This is a genomic window from Arthrobacter sp. Marseille-P9274, assembly GCF_946892675.1.
Taxonomy (GTDB): domain Bacteria; phylum Actinomycetota; class Actinomycetes; order Actinomycetales; family Micrococcaceae; genus Crystallibacter.
Genome location: NZ_CAMPOV010000002.1, coordinates 753,875 through 770,339, shown reverse-complemented (window position 1 = coordinate 770,339; position 16,465 = coordinate 753,875). Strand labels below are relative to the sequence as shown.

Annotated in this window: 17 protein-coding genes; 15 read left to right on the top strand and 2 right to left on the bottom strand. The window is 68.8% G+C overall.

Annotated elements, in window-relative coordinates; all coding sequences use genetic code 11:
* Positions 1-94: 94 nt before the first annotated feature.
* Both OC550_RS16785 and OC550_RS16780 read left to right on the top strand, forming a co-directional pair.
* On the top strand, positions 95-913 hold the full coding sequence (locus OC550_RS16785; protein ID WP_262107055.1) for a fumarylacetoacetate hydrolase family protein: 819 nt from the start codon (positions 95-97) through the stop codon (positions 911-913).
* Between the two features lie 93 nt (positions 914-1,006).
* Complete coding sequence (locus OC550_RS16780; RefSeq protein ID WP_262107054.1) at positions 1,007-3,841, top strand: LuxR family transcriptional regulator; 2,835 nt, start codon at positions 1,007-1,009, stop codon at positions 3,839-3,841.
* 66 nt (positions 3,842-3,907) lie between these two features.
* On the opposite strand, the gene arfB is transcribed toward OC550_RS16780, so the two are convergent.
* Positions 3,908-4,330 carry an alternative ribosome rescue aminoacyl-tRNA hydrolase ArfB gene (gene arfB / locus OC550_RS16775; protein WP_262107053.1) on the bottom strand — a complete coding sequence of 141 codons (423 nt, stop codon included), beginning with the start codon at positions 4,328-4,330 and terminating at the stop codon, positions 3,908-3,910.
* A gap of 58 nt (positions 4,331-4,388) precedes the next feature.
* Entirely contained in the window at positions 4,389-5,225 is an 837-nt protein-coding gene (locus tag OC550_RS16770; protein WP_262107052.1) for a phosphotransferase enzyme family protein, read from the bottom strand.
* Positions 5,226-5,373: 148 nt separating this feature from the next.
* Here OC550_RS16770 and OC550_RS16765 point away from each other — a divergent pair, with 148 nt between their 5' ends.
* The 13 genes from OC550_RS16765 (at position 5,374) to rplI (ending at position 16,428) form a co-directional block, all read left to right on the top strand.
* Positions 5,374-6,357: a helix-turn-helix transcriptional regulator gene (locus tag OC550_RS16765; RefSeq protein ID WP_262107051.1), complete on the top strand. Its 984-nt coding sequence runs from the start codon at positions 5,374-5,376 to the stop codon at positions 6,355-6,357.
* Positions 6,350-7,213, top strand: coding sequence for an SDR family NAD(P)-dependent oxidoreductase (locus OC550_RS16760; RefSeq protein ID WP_262107050.1), 864 nt, complete (start codon positions 6,350-6,352; stop codon positions 7,211-7,213). Before OC550_RS16765 ends, OC550_RS16760 begins: the two co-directional genes overlap by 8 nt.
* A gap of 53 nt (positions 7,214-7,266) precedes the next feature.
* Positions 7,267-8,283, top strand: coding sequence for a PHP domain-containing protein (locus tag OC550_RS16755; protein ID WP_262107049.1), 1,017 nt, complete (start codon positions 7,267-7,269; stop codon positions 8,281-8,283).
* A gap of 296 nt (positions 8,284-8,579) precedes the next feature.
* A complete protein-coding gene (locus OC550_RS16750; protein WP_368736943.1) occupies positions 8,580-9,887 on the top strand; it encodes an MFS transporter in 1,308 nt (435 codons plus the stop codon).
* 201 nt (positions 9,888-10,088) lie between these two features.
* Positions 10,089-11,075 carry an ABC transporter ATP-binding protein gene (locus tag OC550_RS16745; protein ID WP_262107047.1) on the top strand — a complete coding sequence of 329 codons (987 nt, stop codon included), beginning with the start codon at positions 10,089-10,091 and terminating at the stop codon, positions 11,073-11,075.
* Between the two features lie 4 nt (positions 11,076-11,079).
* On the top strand, positions 11,080-11,928 hold the full coding sequence (locus OC550_RS16740) for an ABC transporter permease (RefSeq protein ID WP_262107046.1): 849 nt from the start codon (positions 11,080-11,082) through the stop codon (positions 11,926-11,928).
* Positions 11,929-11,952: 24 nt separating this feature from the next.
* The gene (locus tag OC550_RS16735) at positions 11,953-13,215 is read left to right on the top strand and encodes a sensor histidine kinase (RefSeq protein ID WP_262107045.1); all 1,263 of its coding nucleotides are present in this window, start codon (positions 11,953-11,955) and stop codon (positions 13,213-13,215) included.
* The gene (locus OC550_RS16730) at positions 13,208-13,921 is read left to right on the top strand and encodes a response regulator transcription factor (protein WP_262107044.1); all 714 of its coding nucleotides are present in this window, start codon (positions 13,208-13,210) and stop codon (positions 13,919-13,921) included. Before OC550_RS16735 ends, OC550_RS16730 begins: the two co-directional genes overlap by 8 nt.
* Positions 13,922-13,995: 74 nt before the next feature.
* The gene (locus tag OC550_RS16725; RefSeq protein ID WP_262107043.1) at positions 13,996-14,409 is read left to right on the top strand and encodes a hypothetical protein; all 414 of its coding nucleotides are present in this window, start codon (positions 13,996-13,998) and stop codon (positions 14,407-14,409) included.
* A gap of 218 nt (positions 14,410-14,627) precedes the next feature.
* Positions 14,628-14,933, top strand: a complete 306-nt coding sequence (rpsF, locus tag OC550_RS16720) for a 30S ribosomal protein S6 (protein ID WP_262107042.1) — start codon at positions 14,628-14,630, stop codon at positions 14,931-14,933.
* A 104-nt stretch (positions 14,934-15,037) separates the two neighbouring features.
* Positions 15,038-15,607, top strand: a complete 570-nt coding sequence (locus OC550_RS16715; protein WP_262107041.1) for a single-stranded DNA-binding protein — start codon at positions 15,038-15,040, stop codon at positions 15,605-15,607.
* Positions 15,608-15,711: 104 nt separating this feature from the next.
* Positions 15,712-15,951, top strand: a complete 240-nt coding sequence (rpsR, locus tag OC550_RS16710; protein WP_026543915.1) for a 30S ribosomal protein S18 — start codon at positions 15,712-15,714, stop codon at positions 15,949-15,951.
* Positions 15,952-15,978: 27 nt separating this feature from the next.
* Entirely contained in the window at positions 15,979-16,428 is a 450-nt protein-coding gene (rplI, locus tag OC550_RS16705; RefSeq protein WP_262107040.1) for a 50S ribosomal protein L9, read from the top strand.
* The last annotated feature ends 37 nt before the right edge of the window (positions 16,429-16,465 follow it).

The following is a 16,465-nucleotide window of genomic DNA, read 5'->3' as shown; positions in this document are numbered from 1 at the left end:
GCGGGTAGTCTGCCACAGGGGCGGGTTATCCCCGCCATCAGCGACAACGGACAAACAACGACGGCGGCGCCTGGGCCGCGGACAGGAGGACCGGATGCGTCTGGGTACGGTGCGGCGGGACGGGAGCACGCAGGCTTTCCGGCAGGACGAGGCCGGCACTGCCTATCTCCCCGTCAAGGACGTGGGCGAGCTGCTGGCCCGCGGCGACTGGCGGACGCTGGCGGGGGAGCCGGGACCGGAGCCCGACGCCGAAGAGCTGGCAACGCCCATCCTGCGGCCGGGCAAGATCCTCTGCGCCGGGCTGAACTACTATGCGCATGCCGAAGAGGTCGGGCAGGACGTGCCGAAGTACCCGACCATCTTCACCAAGTTCCACAACTCGCTGGTGGGCCCGGCGGACGACGTCGTCATGCCGCAGGCCAGCAGCAAGATCGACTGGGAAGCCGAGCTGGCCGTCGTCATCGGGCAAACCGTGCGCAAGGCGGACGAGGCCGCGGCGAAGGACGCCATCGCCGGCTACACCGTAATGAACGACGTCTCCGTCCGCGACTGGCAGGGCCGGACGTCCGAGTGGTTCCAGGGCAAGAACTGGGACCGGATGACGCCGGTGGGCCCCGTCGTCGTCACCGCGGACGAACTGGACCCGGAGAAGGGACTGGCGGTCGAATGCGAGCTCGACGGCGTGCAGAAGCAGTCGGGCACCACGGCGGACCTGATCTTCTCCTGCGCCACGCTGGTCTCCTACATCAGCCAGTTCATGACCCTGGAGCCGGGTGACCTGATCGCCACCGGAACGCCGGCCGGCGTCGGCCTGGCGCGCAAGCCGCGGGAATGGATTCCGGCCGGGGCCGAACTGGTCACGCGCGTCGAGGGGATCGGTGAACTGCGCAACCGCTGCGTGCCGGAGGACTGAGCCTGACGGAAATGTGAACCGGAGAAAGACTCCCGGCGCGTCAAAGTGACGCATCAATCACAATTTGTCGGAGCCGGCCATACGATCGGGTCTATGGGACAGCCACGGCTTTTCGGGAGGGATGAGGAGCTCTCGCACTGGCGCGCACTGGCCGCTTCGGTGGCCGGCGGCCGGGACGCGGAGCTGACCATCAGCGGGCCCTCCGGAATCGGCAAGACCTCCCTGCTGGACGCCATCTGTGCGGACGCCGCCGCGCGCGGCTGGAAAGTCATGCGGGCCACCGGCGACGCCCGGCGGCAGCTGCCCGGTGCCATGCTCTGGCAATGGTTCGCGCCGCTGGTCCAGCGGATTCCCGCCGGTTCTCCGCCCTTCGACGGGCAGGGCGCCATGCTGCACAAGTTCGTCGCCTCCACCGGTGTCCCCGCGGAGCGCGATGCCCTCAGCTACTCGGCGGCCTGGGTGCTGCGTTCGCGGAGTCAGACCCGGCCCATCGTGGCGGCCGTGGATGACGCACAGTGGCTGGACGAGCTCTCGCTTGCGGCCCTGCTGGACATCGGCAGCCTCCTGATCGACGTACCGGTGCTGCTCCTGCGCGGGGTGCGGACGGGGCCGGGTTCGGAGCATCCGGAGGGGCTCGACACCGCGGGCCTGCTGCGCGCTAACGGCTCCCGCGTAAACAGGGACAGCGCGTCGGGCGTCCCGCTGCACTGGCAGCTGAAGCCGCTGACCTCCGCCGCGATCCAGGCCTGGATCGTGGAACGCCAGGCGGACGCCGCCCGGATCGATGCCGAGCGGATACAGGCGGCCAGCGGCGGCGTGCCGTTCTTCGTCGAGGAGCTGCTGGAACGGGACGTGGCAGCGGCCCGGCCGGAGGCGGCCGGAAGCGAGGAGAGCGTCCTTACCGAACGCCTGCGCCGGCTCACGGAAGAAGAGCGTGTGGTGCTTAGCGCCGTCGTCGTACTGGGCAAAGACGCCACGATGCCGCGGCTGAAGGCGTTGGCGAAGCCGTACGCGGGCAGCCTGGGCGCCATCCTGGACCGCCTCCGTGCCGCACGCTTCCTCGCGGGCGCCAAGCCAAGGCCCGCCATCCAGCACGCGCTGGTGGGCGAGGCGCTGCTCGCCGATCTCGGGGATGCGGTTCCGCCGCTGTACCGCCGGGCCGCCGGGGTGCTGATGGCGGAGGGGGCGGACCCGGCGCTGGTCGCCGGCTATCTGCTCAAGGCCGAGCCGGACGGGAACGAGGAAGGCGTCCGGACGCTGCTGGCCGCCGCCGGACAGGCCCGCCGGCAGGGGGCCCATGCGCTCGCCGCACAGTACTGCGAAAGGGCCATGGCGGAGTCCGACCTGCCGCGGGAGCTGCGTCGCGAACTGCTCATCGAGGCGGCGCACTCCAATGCCGGCAGCGGCCGGCTTGAAGACGCGGAGAAGTACGGCGTAACGGCGCTCGAGCTGACCGACGGCACCGAAGACCGCGTGGAATTGCTGCTGGAAGGTGCCGTCACCCTCTACAACGTCAACCAGCTGGAGCGTGCGTCGAAGTACTTCGCGCAGGCGCTGGAGGAAGTGGAACGGGACCCGGACCCCGATCCGGATTTGCGACGGCGGGTGGTCGCCCTGGCCAGCGGGGCGGGCTTCCAGCAGATGGAAGTCGCCGAGCGGTACTCCGCGGAGCTTGCCGGGATCCTCGCCCAGGACCCCTCGGAGGACGGCCCGGGGGACCGCCTGCTACTCGCCCAGGAGGCGCTGCGGCTGGCCATCATGGGGGAGAACGCCAGGCTCAGCGGGGAGCTGGGGGTGCGGGCCTTCGGCAAGGGCCGGTTGCTGGCGGAAAACGGCGCCGAATCCAACATCATCAACTACGTCACGGGCTCGCTCAACGCCGGGGAGCGGGACGCGGAGGCACTCGAACTGCTGGACGCGGCGATCGCCGAGGCCCGGGCCAATTCCTCGGTCATGGCGCACGCCACGCTGGCGTACTGCCGCGGCTCGGTCCACCTGAACCGCGGCCGGCTGCGCCTGGCCCAGGTGGACTTGGAGGCGAGCCTGCGGGCGGCGGAGAGCGGCTGGCGCACCTACCTCGAGGTCGCCGCCTTCCTGCTGGCCAGCGTGTACATCGCCCGGGATGACGTGCCGGCCGCGGATGCGCTGCTGGGCCGGGTTCCGCTGGACCAGGACCGGGTTCCGCTGGTGCAGGCCATGGCCCTGCAGCTGCACGGGACGGTCAGGGCCGCGCATGGGGACCACGCCGCAGCCCTGGAGCACTTCACGGCGGCGATGGACCTGGCGCCGGGCCTGGGCCCGACGCTGAATGCCTGGACCCGGAGCGCCATCGAATCCGCCGCCCGTCTTGGCCAGGCGGAGTATGCCGCGGCACTGGCTGACGAGGCCCTGGAACGGGTGCGCGGCTTCGGCGCTCCCCGGCTCACCGGCGTCACGCTGCGTGTGGCGGCTCTGGCCCAGCCGCCGGAAACGGCGGTGTCCATGCTGCACGAGGCCATCGGACTGCTCGAGGCACACGAGGGGCGGTATGCCCAAGCCCTCGCCCTCGCGGACCTGGCCGAGATCTGCCTGCTGGGGGAGGACCGCGCCTTCCTCGCGGCCCACCGGCAGGAAGGGCTCGCCGCGGCCCGCAAGGGGCTTGTGCTCGGCAACCGGATCGGTGCCGCCGCGGTGGCGCGCCGGCTGGGCACCCTCCTGGCGGGGCAGGAAGCGCAGCTGCCGCTGCTCGCGGAAAACAAGGCTGACCGGCTTACCGCGGCGGAGTTCCGGGTCTGCTCGCTGGCAGCCAAGGGCATGACCAATCGGCAGATCGCCGCCGAACTCTTCATCACCATCAAGGCCGTGGAGTGGCACCTCTCGCGGTCCTACCCGAAGCTGGAGATCTCCTCCCGGAAGCAGCTCGCCTCGGCGATGGACGCGCGGGACTAGCCGTCAGCCCCCGGTGCCTGTGGGCCAGGTGCCCCGGCTGCCCCTCGGGTGAGTGCCGACCGGGTGCTACTCGGCAGGGGGCCGCCTTCGTTGCTGTTTCGTCGCCGCCCGCTGCGCCTTGGCCGCGAGGCGCCGGCGGTTCGAGCCCCGGGTGGGTTTGGTTGCGCGGCGGCGGGGACCTTCGGGAGCAAGACCTTCTTCGACGAGGTCGCGGAGCTTGGCCAGGGCGATCTCGCGATTGCGCAGCTGGGAACGCTGCTCGGAGGCGGTCACGGTGATCGCTCCGGCGATGAGGCGTTGTTTAAGGCGCGCGGCCAGGACCAGCCGCTGGCCCTCCGAAAGCGCCGTCGAGTCGTCGATATTCCATGAGAGCTCGACACGGCTGTCCGAGGTGTTGACGTGTTGGCCGCCCGGCCCCGACGAACGCGAGAACCGCCACCTGAGTTCCGCCGCGGGAATCGTGAGCGCATGCGACACCTCAAGATCCATGCATCCAGCGTCGCACAACGTTCCCCGACGAACGTCATGTCCCAGTACAACTAAGCCGTCAGTCCAGCAGGGCGTCATTGATCGGCCGGGCAGCCGAGCGCAGCCAGGCCTCGGCCCGCGGCAGTTTGTCCTTCAGGCCTTCTTCCCACCAGCGCGCAAACACCGGGTCCGCCCCGGCGGCCGCAGCCATGGTCAGCAGGGCGTTCCGGCTGCGGACCAGGGCCACGTCGGTGAGGGCCCGACGCCGCTCCCGGTCCAGGCCGTAGGCGTCCGCGAAGGCGCGCACCCGCGCCGGGATGTCCGCATCGCGCAGCGACGGCGCGCGGTCCGCCGGATGCAGCAGAGGCGCCCACCAGTAGAGGGCGTTGGCCAGATCGGCGACCCGGGTGGTGGGCCTGGCAAGGTCGAAGTCGATCAGCGCCGCAGGAAGGCTGGCGCGGAACACCACGTTCCCGGGGCAGTAGTCCTGGTGCGACACCAGCTCCGGTGCTGCGAAGAGCGGCTCCAATCCATCGGGACGGCCGCCGGGAATGCCGCCGAACACCGCATCCGGCGGCGGAACCCAGCCCTCGGCGGCGTCGTGCAGCCGCCGGATCAGCCGGGCCAGCGACCGCAGCACGTCCACTCCCGTGGCGGCCTCGGGCAGGGGCTCTAGCGGCACCTCGCCGCGGACAAAGGACAAAACCTCCCGTCCGGCGTCGTCATAGCCCAGCGGAACCGGCGCGTCCTGGAAACCGCGATCCCGCAGGTGTCCCAGATAGGCCTGGATGGTCGCCGTGAACTCCCGTACCGGGCGGCGCACCGTGTTGCCGATCCGGACCACGTGCGTCACCTGGTCGCCGAGAATATGTTCGTCGTTCTTGTCCACAGCATCCTCCGCAGCTTCGTCTGACACGTGGGTCTCAGATTTCCATCATGGCAGCGGGGTACCTGGCGGGTTGCTGATGAAGGAAATCGCCGGTACGGCCCTGCTGATTTCGGCAGATGTGGGGGTGTCTGACAGACACTGCCATCCACAGTGCGGCCTGCGTAGCGTGGTGATTGTGGGTAGAAAAGAAGAAATTCGCGAGTTCCTGATGTCGCGCCGTGCGAAGGTCACCCCTGGGCTCGCCGGCATTCCGACTTACGGGGAGCTGCGTCGTGTACCGGGGCTGCGCCGGGAGGAGGTGGCGCAGCTCGCCGGGGTGAGCACGGATTACTACACGCGGCTGGAACGCGGCAGCATCCGCGGCGTCTCGGACTCTGTCCTCGAGGCCGTGGCCGGCGCTCTTCAGCTGGACGAAGCCGAGCGGGCGCACCTGATGGACCTGGCGCGGGGTGCCAACGTTCCGTCGCGGCGGGCAAGGCGCCGGCCGCCGCAGCAACGGGTCCGCGCCGGCGTGGTGCGCCTGCTGGGGAGCATGACCGGTGTCGCCGCCATGGTGCAGAACGGTCGTTCGGACGTGCTCGCGGCAAACCTGCTGGGCCGTGCCCTCTACGCGCCGGTCTTCGACTTCACGGAACCGTCAGGGACGGATGCTCCGGGCCGGCTGCCCAACCAGGCACGGTATCTCTTCCTCGATCCTGGGGCAGGCGACTTTTATCCCGATTGGCGCGCGATCGCGGCCGCCACTGTGGCGATGCTGCGGTTGGAATCGGGCCGTAACCCCCAGGACCGGGCGCTGAACGAGCTCGTAGGGGAGCTGACCACGCGCAGCGGGCTGTTTGCGGCGCTGTGGGCCGGGCACGACGTGCGGATCCACACCACGGGGACCAAGCGCTTCCGCCACCCGGTCGCCGGGGAGTTGTCCCTGCAGTACGAGACATTGGACCTTCCGGGCGACGAGGGCCAAACCCTATTCACCTTCACTGCGGAGCCGGGCTCCGCATCGGAAAACGCGCTGGCATTCCTAGCCAGTTGGGCGGCCCCGCCGCCCGAAACTACTGCCGCCGGCGATCCTGCAGGCGGCTCCACCGACCTTGAGGCGCGCCTACAGGCGCCGCCAAGAAAAGCCAACCCAGGAAAGGCCAAGCCATCAAATGACTGAGCAGAAGGACACCATGACTGAGAAGAAGGTCTGGTTCATCACCGGCGCGGGCCGCGGGATGGGAACGGACATTGCGAAGGCGGCGCTGGCCGCCGGCCACTTGGTCGTTGCCACGGGCCGCGACCAGGACAAGGTGGCCGGGGCGGTGGGAGAAGATGAGAACCTCCTGGCGGTGAAGCTCGATGTCACAGACCCGGCCGCGGCGGAACGGGCAGTCCGGGCCGCCGTCGACCGGTTCGGCCGAATCGATGTGCTCGTGAACAACGCGGGCAATTTCTATGCCGGGTTCTTCGAGGAAATCAGCCCGGAGGACTTCCGCAAACAGATCGAAACCACCATGTTCGGGCCAATTAACGTTACCCGGGCGGCGCTGCCGGTCATGCGTGCGCAGCGCTCCGGGCTGATCATGACCATCTCCTCGACCGCCGGCATCACAGGTGGGGAGTTCCTCACGGCCTATGCCGCATCGAAGTTCGGGGTGGAGGGCTGGGCGGAGTCGCTGGCGCCTGAGGTCGCCCCGTTCGGCATTCGCAGCATGATCGTGGAACCGGGATTCTTCCGCACAGAGCTGCTGACCCCGGAATCCACCAGCTACGCGGATTCGACCATTGAGGACTACGCCGAGCGCACCCGGCAGACCGTCGCGGCCTGGCAAGGCATGGACGGGAAGCAGGGTGGGGACCCGGTCAAGCTCGCCGGCGCCCTCATCCAGCTAACCGAACTCGATGAACCGCCGCTGCGGTTCGCTGCCGGGGCGGACGCCGTCCAGGTGTTTGAGACCCGGGCCAAGGAACTCCAGGAGCAGGCAGACGCCCACCGCGGACTCTCCAGCAACCTCGCCCGGGACGACGCCTGACCCGAAGCGACGTTCCCCGCCCCGGGCGGCGGCATGTGGTGGAAGATGGTGCCATGGATGCTGTCGACGCCCTCAATGAGATCGCGTTTTGGCTCGAGCGCGAGTTGGCCCCGAGCTTCAAGGTGCAGGCCTTCCGCCGCGCCGCGGGAACCATCGGTGGGTTGGATGAGGAGGACCTGGCGGCCAGGGCCAGGGACGGCCGGCTCAAGAACATGAAGGGGATCGGCGCGCGGACCTTCGAGGTGATCCGCCAGGCGGTCGACGGCGAGGTGCCGGACTATCTGGCCAAGCTGCGCGAACGCTCGGCGGCGCCGCTCGCCGAGGGCGGCGCCGAGCTGCGCGCGGCACTGCGCGGGGACCTGCACAGCCACAGCAGCTGGTCGGACGGCGGCTCTCCGATCGAGGAGATGGTCGCCGCCGCCCGCTGGCTGGGCCGGGAGTACCTGGCGCTGACGGACCATTCGCCCAACCTCAAGATCGCCAACGGGCTGAGCCCCGAGCGGCTGGAGCAGCAACTGGACGTTGTGGCGGGCATTAACGACGGCGGCGGGGACGGCTTCCGCCTGCTAGCCGGGATCGAGGTGGACATCCTGGAGTCCGGCGAGCTGGACCAGGCGCCCGAACTCCTGGACCGGCTGGACGTGGTCGTGGCCAGCGTGCACTCCAAGCTGCGCGCCGAGAGGGGCCCGATGACGCGGCGGATGCTCAAGGGCATCAAGGACCCGCACACCAACGTGCTCGGCCACTGCACCGGGCGGCTCGTCAAAGGCTCCCGCGGCACCCGCCCCCAGTCCGAGTTCGATGCCGAGCGAGTGTTCGCCGCCTGCGCCGAGCACCGCGTCGCCGTCGAAATCAATTCCCGTCCGGAACGCCAGGACCCTCCGGACGACCTGATCCGGCTGGCCCTCGACGCGGGCTGCCTCTTCAGCATCGACAGTGACGCCCACGCGCCCGGCCAGCTGGACTTCCTGCAGTACGGGGCCGAGCGCGCCGCCCGCAACGGCGTCCCGGCGGAGCGGATCATCAACACCTGGCCTCTGCCGAAGCTGCTCGACTGGTGCGCGCCCTAGGACCTCGACCGGCGCGCTTCCTGGGAACGTGGATCCCAAGGCTACCCCAGCGTTTGTGAACTAGGGTGGCAGGCTATGGTCAAACGCTCCATGGATCGGCCACACTAATTGTGTTGGAAGCGGAAAGGGAAACCGGCCCGCAACCGGCAGCAGCATAATCCGCTTGGGGGCGGCCGGGTGACCGGCTGAGGTGGCAACATCTGAGATTCGCGGCTGCTTTTGCGAAATGGCTTGAAGTGAGTTGGCTACTGGGGAGGCCTGACTTCAGGCCATTTCGCGCGTCCGGGGCCAAAACGATGCCCCTGCCCACGGAGCCCGCAAGCCGGCACTCTCCGCCCGCGGGGCGGGTTCGTGTTGCGGGCTGGACCCGCCGGACGCCGATGGCAGACTGGAACGGTGCATCGAGACCCCTGGAAGCGTCGCCCGTGAGCGCGGATCGGACCGCCCGGACCGCGGCCGCCGCCACCTTCGCCGTCTTCGGCCTGAACGGGCTCGTCTTCGCCAGCTGGGCCGCCCGGATTCCGGCCGCGGCCACCGCGCTGGACATCACCGCCGGGGAGATCGGGCTGCTCCTGCTGGCGCTCGGACTCGGTTCCGTCCTGTCCCTGCCGCTGGCCGGCCCCATCGCCGCCAGGATCGGTACCGCCAATACGGTGCGGGCCGGCGGCGTCGTCGCGGCCATTGCCGCTTCCGGCCTGGCGCTGGCCCTCTTCGCCGGTTCCGCACCCGGAGCCGCCGCGGCGCTCTTTTGCTACGGCATCGGGGTGGCGTGGTGGGACGTGGCGCAGAATATCGAGGGTGCGGACGTGGAGCGGCGGCTGCTGCGCACCATCATGCCCCAGTTCCATGCCGCCTTCAGCCTCGGCGCGTTCGCCGGGGCGATGATCGGCGCCTGGCTCTCGGTGCTCAACGTGCAGCTCGCCGTCCACCTGCTCTGTTTGGCGGTGATCGTCACGGTGGTTCTGCTGGTGGTGCCGAAGTACTTCCTGCCGCACGCCCCGGAGCGGCTTAACGACGGCGAGTCCCGGCGCAGCCGGTTCGCCCCCTGGCGCGAGCCGCGCACGGTGCTGATCGGCGTCGTCGTTCTTGGCGCCGCCCTCACCGAAGGCGCCGCCAACGACTGGATCGCCCAGGCCACGGTGGCGGGCCTCGACGCCACCGAGGCGACGGGCGCGGTGATGTTCGGCATCTTCGTCGCCGCGATGACCCTGCTGCGGCTGGTCGGCGGCCGGTTCATCGACCGCTGGGGGCGCGTGGCCGTGCTGCGCACCAGCATGGCCGTCGCCCTCGCCGGACTGCTGGTCTTTGTGTTCGCCCCCTCCGTCCCGCTGGCCGTTGCCGGCGCGGTGCTGTGGGGTGCCGGCGCGGCGCTGGGCTTCCCGATGGGCATGTCCGCCGCCGCGGATGACCGGGCCCTCGCCGCCGAGCGCGTCTCCGTGGTGTCCACGCTGGGCTACGTGGCCTTCCTCGCCGGTCCGCCGTTCCTGGGCTTCCTCGGCGAACACGTCGGCATCCGCAATGCGCTGCTGGCCGTGGCGGTGCTCATGGTCGCGTCCCTGCTCACCGCGCCGGCGGCCCGGGAACAGCAGCCCGTCCGGGGCTGACCTCAGGGTCGCCTTCAGGGTGCGTTCAGGGGATCACCCGGCAGCGGCGCGTCCGCCCCGCGCCATAGCGTAGTCCCTGAGGAGTACGACGGCGGTTGGCAAGATCATCCCGTGGTGCGGTTACCGCGCGCCGTCCGATCCGTAGCGTAGTCAGTGCGGGGAAATCTCTTGGCCCCCAACCCGAAACTAAGGACGGCAAACATGATCGAGGCACGCGGCCTGGTCAAGATGTACGGCAAGAAACCTGCGGTGCAAGGGATTTCCTTCACGGTGCAGCCCGGCAAAGTGACCGGCTTCCTCGGTCCGAACGGTGCGGGTAAGTCCACCACGATGCGCATGATCATGGGGCTGGACCGTCCGACCGGCGGCGACGTCACGGTCAACGGCCGGCATTATGCGGAGCACCGGGCGCCGCTGCGCGAAGTCGGTGCCCTGCTTGATGCCAAGGCGGTGCATTCCTCGCGGAGCGCCTACAACCACCTGCGGGCCATGGCGGCAACGCACGGCATCGCCAAGAAGCGCGTCCACGAGGTGATCGACCTGACCGGCCTGGGCGCCGTGGCGAAGAAGCGGGTCGGCGGATTCTCGCTCGGCATGGGACAGCGGCTGGGCATCGCCGCCGCCCTGCTCGGGGACCCGCAGACCGTCATCCTGGACGAGCCGGTCAACGGCCTCGACCCCGAAGGCGTGCTCTGGGTCCGCAATCTGGTCCGCGCCCTCGCCGCCGAGGGCCGCACGATCTTCCTGTCCTCCCACCTGATGAGCGAGATGGCCCAGACCGCCGACCACCTGCTGGTGATCGGCCGTGGCCGGATCATCGCAGACGCCTCGATGCAGGACTTCCTGGCCCGCAGCGGCCAGCTCCGCACCCGCGTCCGCACGGACCAGCCGGAGGTGCTCGGCCGCGTGCTGGCCGCGGAGGGCGTCACGATCGAGGCCCGGGACGCCGCCCTGCTGGAAATCGCCGGCGTCGACGCCCGGACCATCGCCCGGGCGGCGCTGGACCACCAGGTCCTGGTCTACGAACTCACGCCGCTGCAGGCTTCGCTCGAGGAGGTCTACATGGCGCTGACCAAGGACGAGGTGGAGTACCACTCGCAGAACATCGACACCCATAACACCGGCACCGCAGCCGGGCCGCAGGAAGTCCTGGCCGGCGCCGGGGCAGCCTCCGGGGAAGGGAAGTAAGGCCATGAGCACCGCAACCATGAACCGCCCCGCCGCGCGGGTCTCCGGAAAGGGCGTCAGCTTCGCCCGCGTCCTGCATTCGGAATGGATCAAGTTCACGACCCTGCGCTCCACCTGGATCCTGCTGGCGACCACCGTCGCCGTCAGCATCGGCATCGGCGTGCTCGGTGCCTGGGGCATGGGTTCGGGCATCGAGCAGCTCCGCGCGGACGGCCAGGACCCGGCCTCGGTCGGACTGGATCCGTCGATGATCCCCATGATGGCGACCGGCGGCCTCGACTTCGGCCAGCTCATCATCGGCGCCCTGGGCGTCCTGCTGATCGCCTCGGAATACTCCACCGGCATGATCCGCTCCACCATGACGGCGGTGCCGCGGCGGATTCCCGCCCTCGCCGCCAAGGCCGTGGTCGTCGCCGTCGTCGCGGCCATCGTCGGCGTCGTCTCCAGCTTCGCCACCTACTTCGTCAGCCAGCCGGTGCTTTCCCAGTACGGACTGGAGTACGGACTGGACGTGGAGAACCTGGTGCAGTCCGTCCTGCTCTCCGGCGTCTACCTTGCCCTGGTGGCGCTGATGGGCCTGGCGCTAGGCTCGCTGCTGCGCAACAGCGCCGGCGGCATCGTCACGCTGGTCGCCCTGCTGCTGGTGCTGCCGATCGTCGCGAGCATGCTGCAGTTCGACTGGGTGAAGGACGGCGTCGAGCCCTTCCTGCCCTCCAACGCAGGCCGCCAGCTGGTGGCGCTGCAGATCCCCGAGGACGCGCTGACACAGCTCCAGGGCGGACTGGTCATGGCCGCCTGGGCAGCGGTGCTGCTGGTGGCAGCGGCCTTCACGACCAAGACCCGGGATGTCTGATCCCTTACCTATAGGCTCATCTGAATGAGTGCACAGTCTTCGGCGAAGGAGACAGCGGAGCGAACGGCCGCCGTCTCCTTCGCCGAAATCTCTTCCAAGCGCCGCGGCCCGATCCGCCGCTACTTCCATGCCCACCCGGTCGCGATGGACTGGGTCCTGATTGCCGCCACCGCGCTCTTCGGCCTGCCGAACGTAGTGGTCACCCTCGGCAAGGGGGAGTGGCTGCCCCTGGTCCTGCTGCTGGCGGTCTGCACGGCGCTCGTCTTCCGGCGGCGCTTCCCATGGCCCGTGCTGGCCGTGGCCGCGGTGAGCGACGTCCTGACCGTGCTGTACACCAGCACGGGCAGCAGCTCCATCGGGATTTGGATTGCCATCTACACCCTCGCCACGACGGTGCGCGCCGCCGTCGCGGTGGCCAGCGCAGTCGTTGCCGGGGCCCTGTTGGTGGCCGCCATGGGGATCAACCTGCCGCCCGAGATCTCCGAGAGCATCGCCTCCGGCGAACTGCCGCCGTACGTCGGCCTGGTCTCCGGCGTGATCATGATCCTGTTCAACGTGATTGCGGCGGGTATCGGTGTCACTGTCCGGCGGGACCGGCTGCACGACATGGAGCTGCACCGCTGGGCGGCGGACAACGCGATGCTCGCCTCGGCGAAGGAACGCAACCGGATCGCCCGGGAAATGCACGACGTCGTTGCCCACTCGCTGTCGGTGATGGTCGCGCTCTCGGACGGGGCCGCCGTCGTCGTTAAGAAGGATCCGCAGCGCGCCGGCGAGGTGCTGGGACAGCTTTCCACCACCGGACGGACCGCGCTCGCGGACATGCGCCGGGTGCTCGGGGTGCTGCGCGAGGGCGGCCAGCAGCCCATGGCGCCGCTGGAACCGGCCGGCAGCGAGCTGGCGGACCTGGTCGAGGGCTTCCGCGCCGCCGGGCTGCCGCTAAAGGTGGTCACGAGCGGGCCGCCGCTGCCCGAGGACCCGAACTTCAGGCTCAACGCCTACCGAATCATCCAGGAGTCGCTGACCAACGTGCTGCGCTACGCCCGCGGGATGAGCGAAGTCGAGCTGACGGTGGCGCGTTCGGACGGCCAGGTGTACATCTGCGTGGCCGACGACGGCCGTGCCCCGGCGAACGTGAAGTCCCTGGGTGCCGGGCAGGGGATCGCGGGCATGCGGGAACGCGCGGCCATCTACAGCGGGCAGGTGGCCTGCGGGCCCCGGCCCGGGGGTGGTTGGATAGTTGAAGCAACGTTGCATTGGCCGGGGGAGGAGCTTGCACATGGGTGAGGAAAATACAGGTTCGCCGGACCCGATCAGGGTCCTGCTGGTGGACGACCAGCCGCTGCTGCGAATGGGCTTCCGGCTGATCCTCGAGGGCGAGGACGACGTGGAAATCGCCGGCGAGGCCTCGCACGGTGCCGAGGCACTGGAGCTGGTGCGCCGGCTCGAGCCGGAGGTGGTGCTGATGGACGTGCGGATGCCGGTGCTGGACGGCATCGAGGCCACCCGCCGGATCACCGAGGCCGGCCTGAACGCGCGGATCATCATCCTGACTACCTTCGACCTGGACGAATATGCCTTCGCCGGGCTGCAGGCCGGGGCCAGCGCCTTCCTGCTCAAGGACGTGGCGCCGGAGGAACTCGTGCAGGCGGTGCGCCTGGTCGCCAGCGGGGATGCCGTCGTGGCGCCGCGCGTGACGCAGCGGCTGCTGGAAACTTACGTCCGCGGGCTGCCTGCCGGCGGCCCGGCCGCCCCGCCGCAGCGGGACCCGCTGCTCGACGACCTCACGCCCCGCGAGCTCGAGGTGCTGGGCGCCATCGCGGAAGGCCTGTCCAACGCGGAGATCGCGCACCGCTTCTTCCTGTCCGAGGCGACGGTGAAGACCCATGTGCGGCGCATCCTGGCCAAGCTGCACCTGCGCGACCGCGTGCAGGCCGTGGTCTACGCCTACGAAACCGGGCTGGTGGTTCCGACCCAGGGCCTGGACTACTGACCTTCGACCCAGTCCTTTCCCAAGGTGCTTCGGACTAGAGTTGGCTGTCTGGAGCAGGGGGAGGCGCGGGCACTGTGAACTTAGAGGAGCTGGACCAGCGGGTCCACGAAGAAGAGACCGAGTCGCCGGCCGGCAAGAGGCAGGCGGTGGGCCGGAACCTGGCGGCCGCGCTGGGCTTCACGCTGGTGGCCGCCGGCGCCTTCGCGGTCGTGGCGGTCTTAGTCATGACCCAGCTGGCGCACCTGAACTCCGCCACGGACCAGGCCGCCCTCAGCGCTTCGACCTACCTGGAGGATCAGGTCCCGGGCACGTTCGAAATCACCGACTCCGTCCGCACAGAGCGCATTGAGCAGCTGTCCGTCGTCGAGGTCAGCGCCGCGGTCGACACCGGCTTCGGTGATCCCGGCATCGCGGTGCTCACCGTCGGCTGCGAGAAATGGTGGGTGCAGCGCTGCGAGGTCCTCGATGTGCAGGGGCTGACCCAGTAGCCGACGCCCCTGTGGAGGAGTACTGCGGCGGCCGGATTTACGCGGCAGGCGGGGTATCCGCTAAGCTCGATAGGTCTGTGCCGCGCCCGCCGGCAGCTAATCTTGGTGAGAATAACCAAAGCACCTGATCGGCCCGGCGGTTCTGCACGCGGACAACGCAATAGAACCTCCTGTTACGGAAAGACCGTGACCGCTTAGCCCAAAGGAGGTGGGTTCACATGCGTGCTTATGAACTGATGGTAATCATCGACCCCGAGGTCGAAGAGCGTACCGTGGAATCGCAGCTCGATAAGTTCCTGAACGTCGTCCGCAATGACGGTGGAACCATCGACAAGGTCGATATCTGGGGTCGCCGCCGCCTGGCCTACGACATCAAGAAGAAGTCCGAAGGCATCTACGCGGTCGTCAACTTCACCGCTACTCCGGCTACCGCTGCTGAACTTGACCGCCAGCTTGGGCTCAACGAGACCATCCTGCGCACCAAGATCACCCGCCCGGAGGAGCAGAAGATCTCCGCCGAGTAACTTCGGTAGCTCCGGCATAGATCTTCGGGCCCGCTGAACCGGGCCCACTCTTTACGAACGCAGCTCCGCCGGTTTCCGGACGGGGCGAGACATCAGGAGGCACCATGGCAGGCGAAACCGTCATCACCGTAGTTGGCAATCTGACCAGCGACCCCGAACTGAGGTTCACTCCGTCCGGGTCGGCAGTGGCGAATTTCACCGTTGCCTCCACGCCGCGCACTTTTGACCGCCAGTCCAACGAATGGAAGGACGGGGAAACCCTGTTCCTCCGGGCGTCGGTATGGCGCGAGGCCGCCGAGAACGTCGCCGAGACCCTGACCAAGGGAACCCGTGTGATCGTCCAGGGCCGGCTGAAGTCGCGTTCGTATGAAACCAAGGAAGGCGAGAAGCGCACCGTCATCGAGCTTGAGGTCGACGAAATCGGCCCCTCGCTGCGCTACGCCTCGGCCAAGGTCACCCGCACCCAGCGCTCCGGCGGCGGGCAGGGCGGCTTCGGCGGAGGCCAGGGCGGCTTCGGTGGCGGAGGCCAGGGCGGCTTCGGCGGAAACTCCAACCAAGGTTGGGGCGGCGGACAGCAGTCCTCCCCGCAGGAAGACCCCTGGGGTGCCTCGACCGGTGGCGGAAGCTCCAACACCTGGGGCAACGGCCCGGATTCCAACGAACCTCCCTTCTAAACCCGAGGGACGCCCCGGGCGTCCCTCACCCCAAGGCGGCAACCGCCGTCGACCCCATCCCGCAGAAACGTTCTGCGGGCTCCACAAGATAAAGGAGCTCCACGATGGCTAAGGCTGAACTCCGTAAGCCCAAACCAAAGTCCAACCCCTTGAAGGCCGCTGACGTCACCGTCATCGACTACAAGGACGTAGCCTTGCTGCGCAAGTTCATCTCCGACCGCGGAAAGATCCGTGCCCGCCGCGTTACCGGTGTAACCGTGCAGGAGCAGCGCAAGATCGCCCTGGCAATCAAGAATGCCCGCGAAGTTGCACTGCTGCCCTACTCCGGCGCTGGCCGCGGCTAAGCGAAGCGAAGAGGAGAGAGTACCAACATGGCAAAGCTCATTTTGACCCACGAAGTGACCGGTCTCGGTACCGCAGGTGACGTCGTTGAGGTGAAGAACGGTTACGCCCGTAACTACCTTCTGCCCCGCGGCTTCGCCCTGACCTGGTCCAAGGGCGGCGAGAAGCAGGTGGAGTCCATCAAGGCTGCACGTGCTGCCCGCGAAATTGCCTCCCTCGAAGAGGCACAGCAGCTGGCTGCAACCTTGTCCGCCAAGCCGGTCAAGCTGACCGTCAAGGCCGGCGAGTCCGGACGCCTGTTCGGCACCGTCAAGCAGGGCGACATTGCTGCCGCCGTTGAGGCCGCAGGACTGGGTTCCATCGACAAGCGCAAGGTTGAACTGCCTGAGCACATCAAGTCGGTCGGCAACTACCAGGCCAACGTGCGCCTGCACGAGGACGTCTCCGCCGTCATCGACCTGCAGGTCGTCGCGGGCTAGTTCGTCCCTCGCTGGACTGATTCGTTGGGCCTCTGCT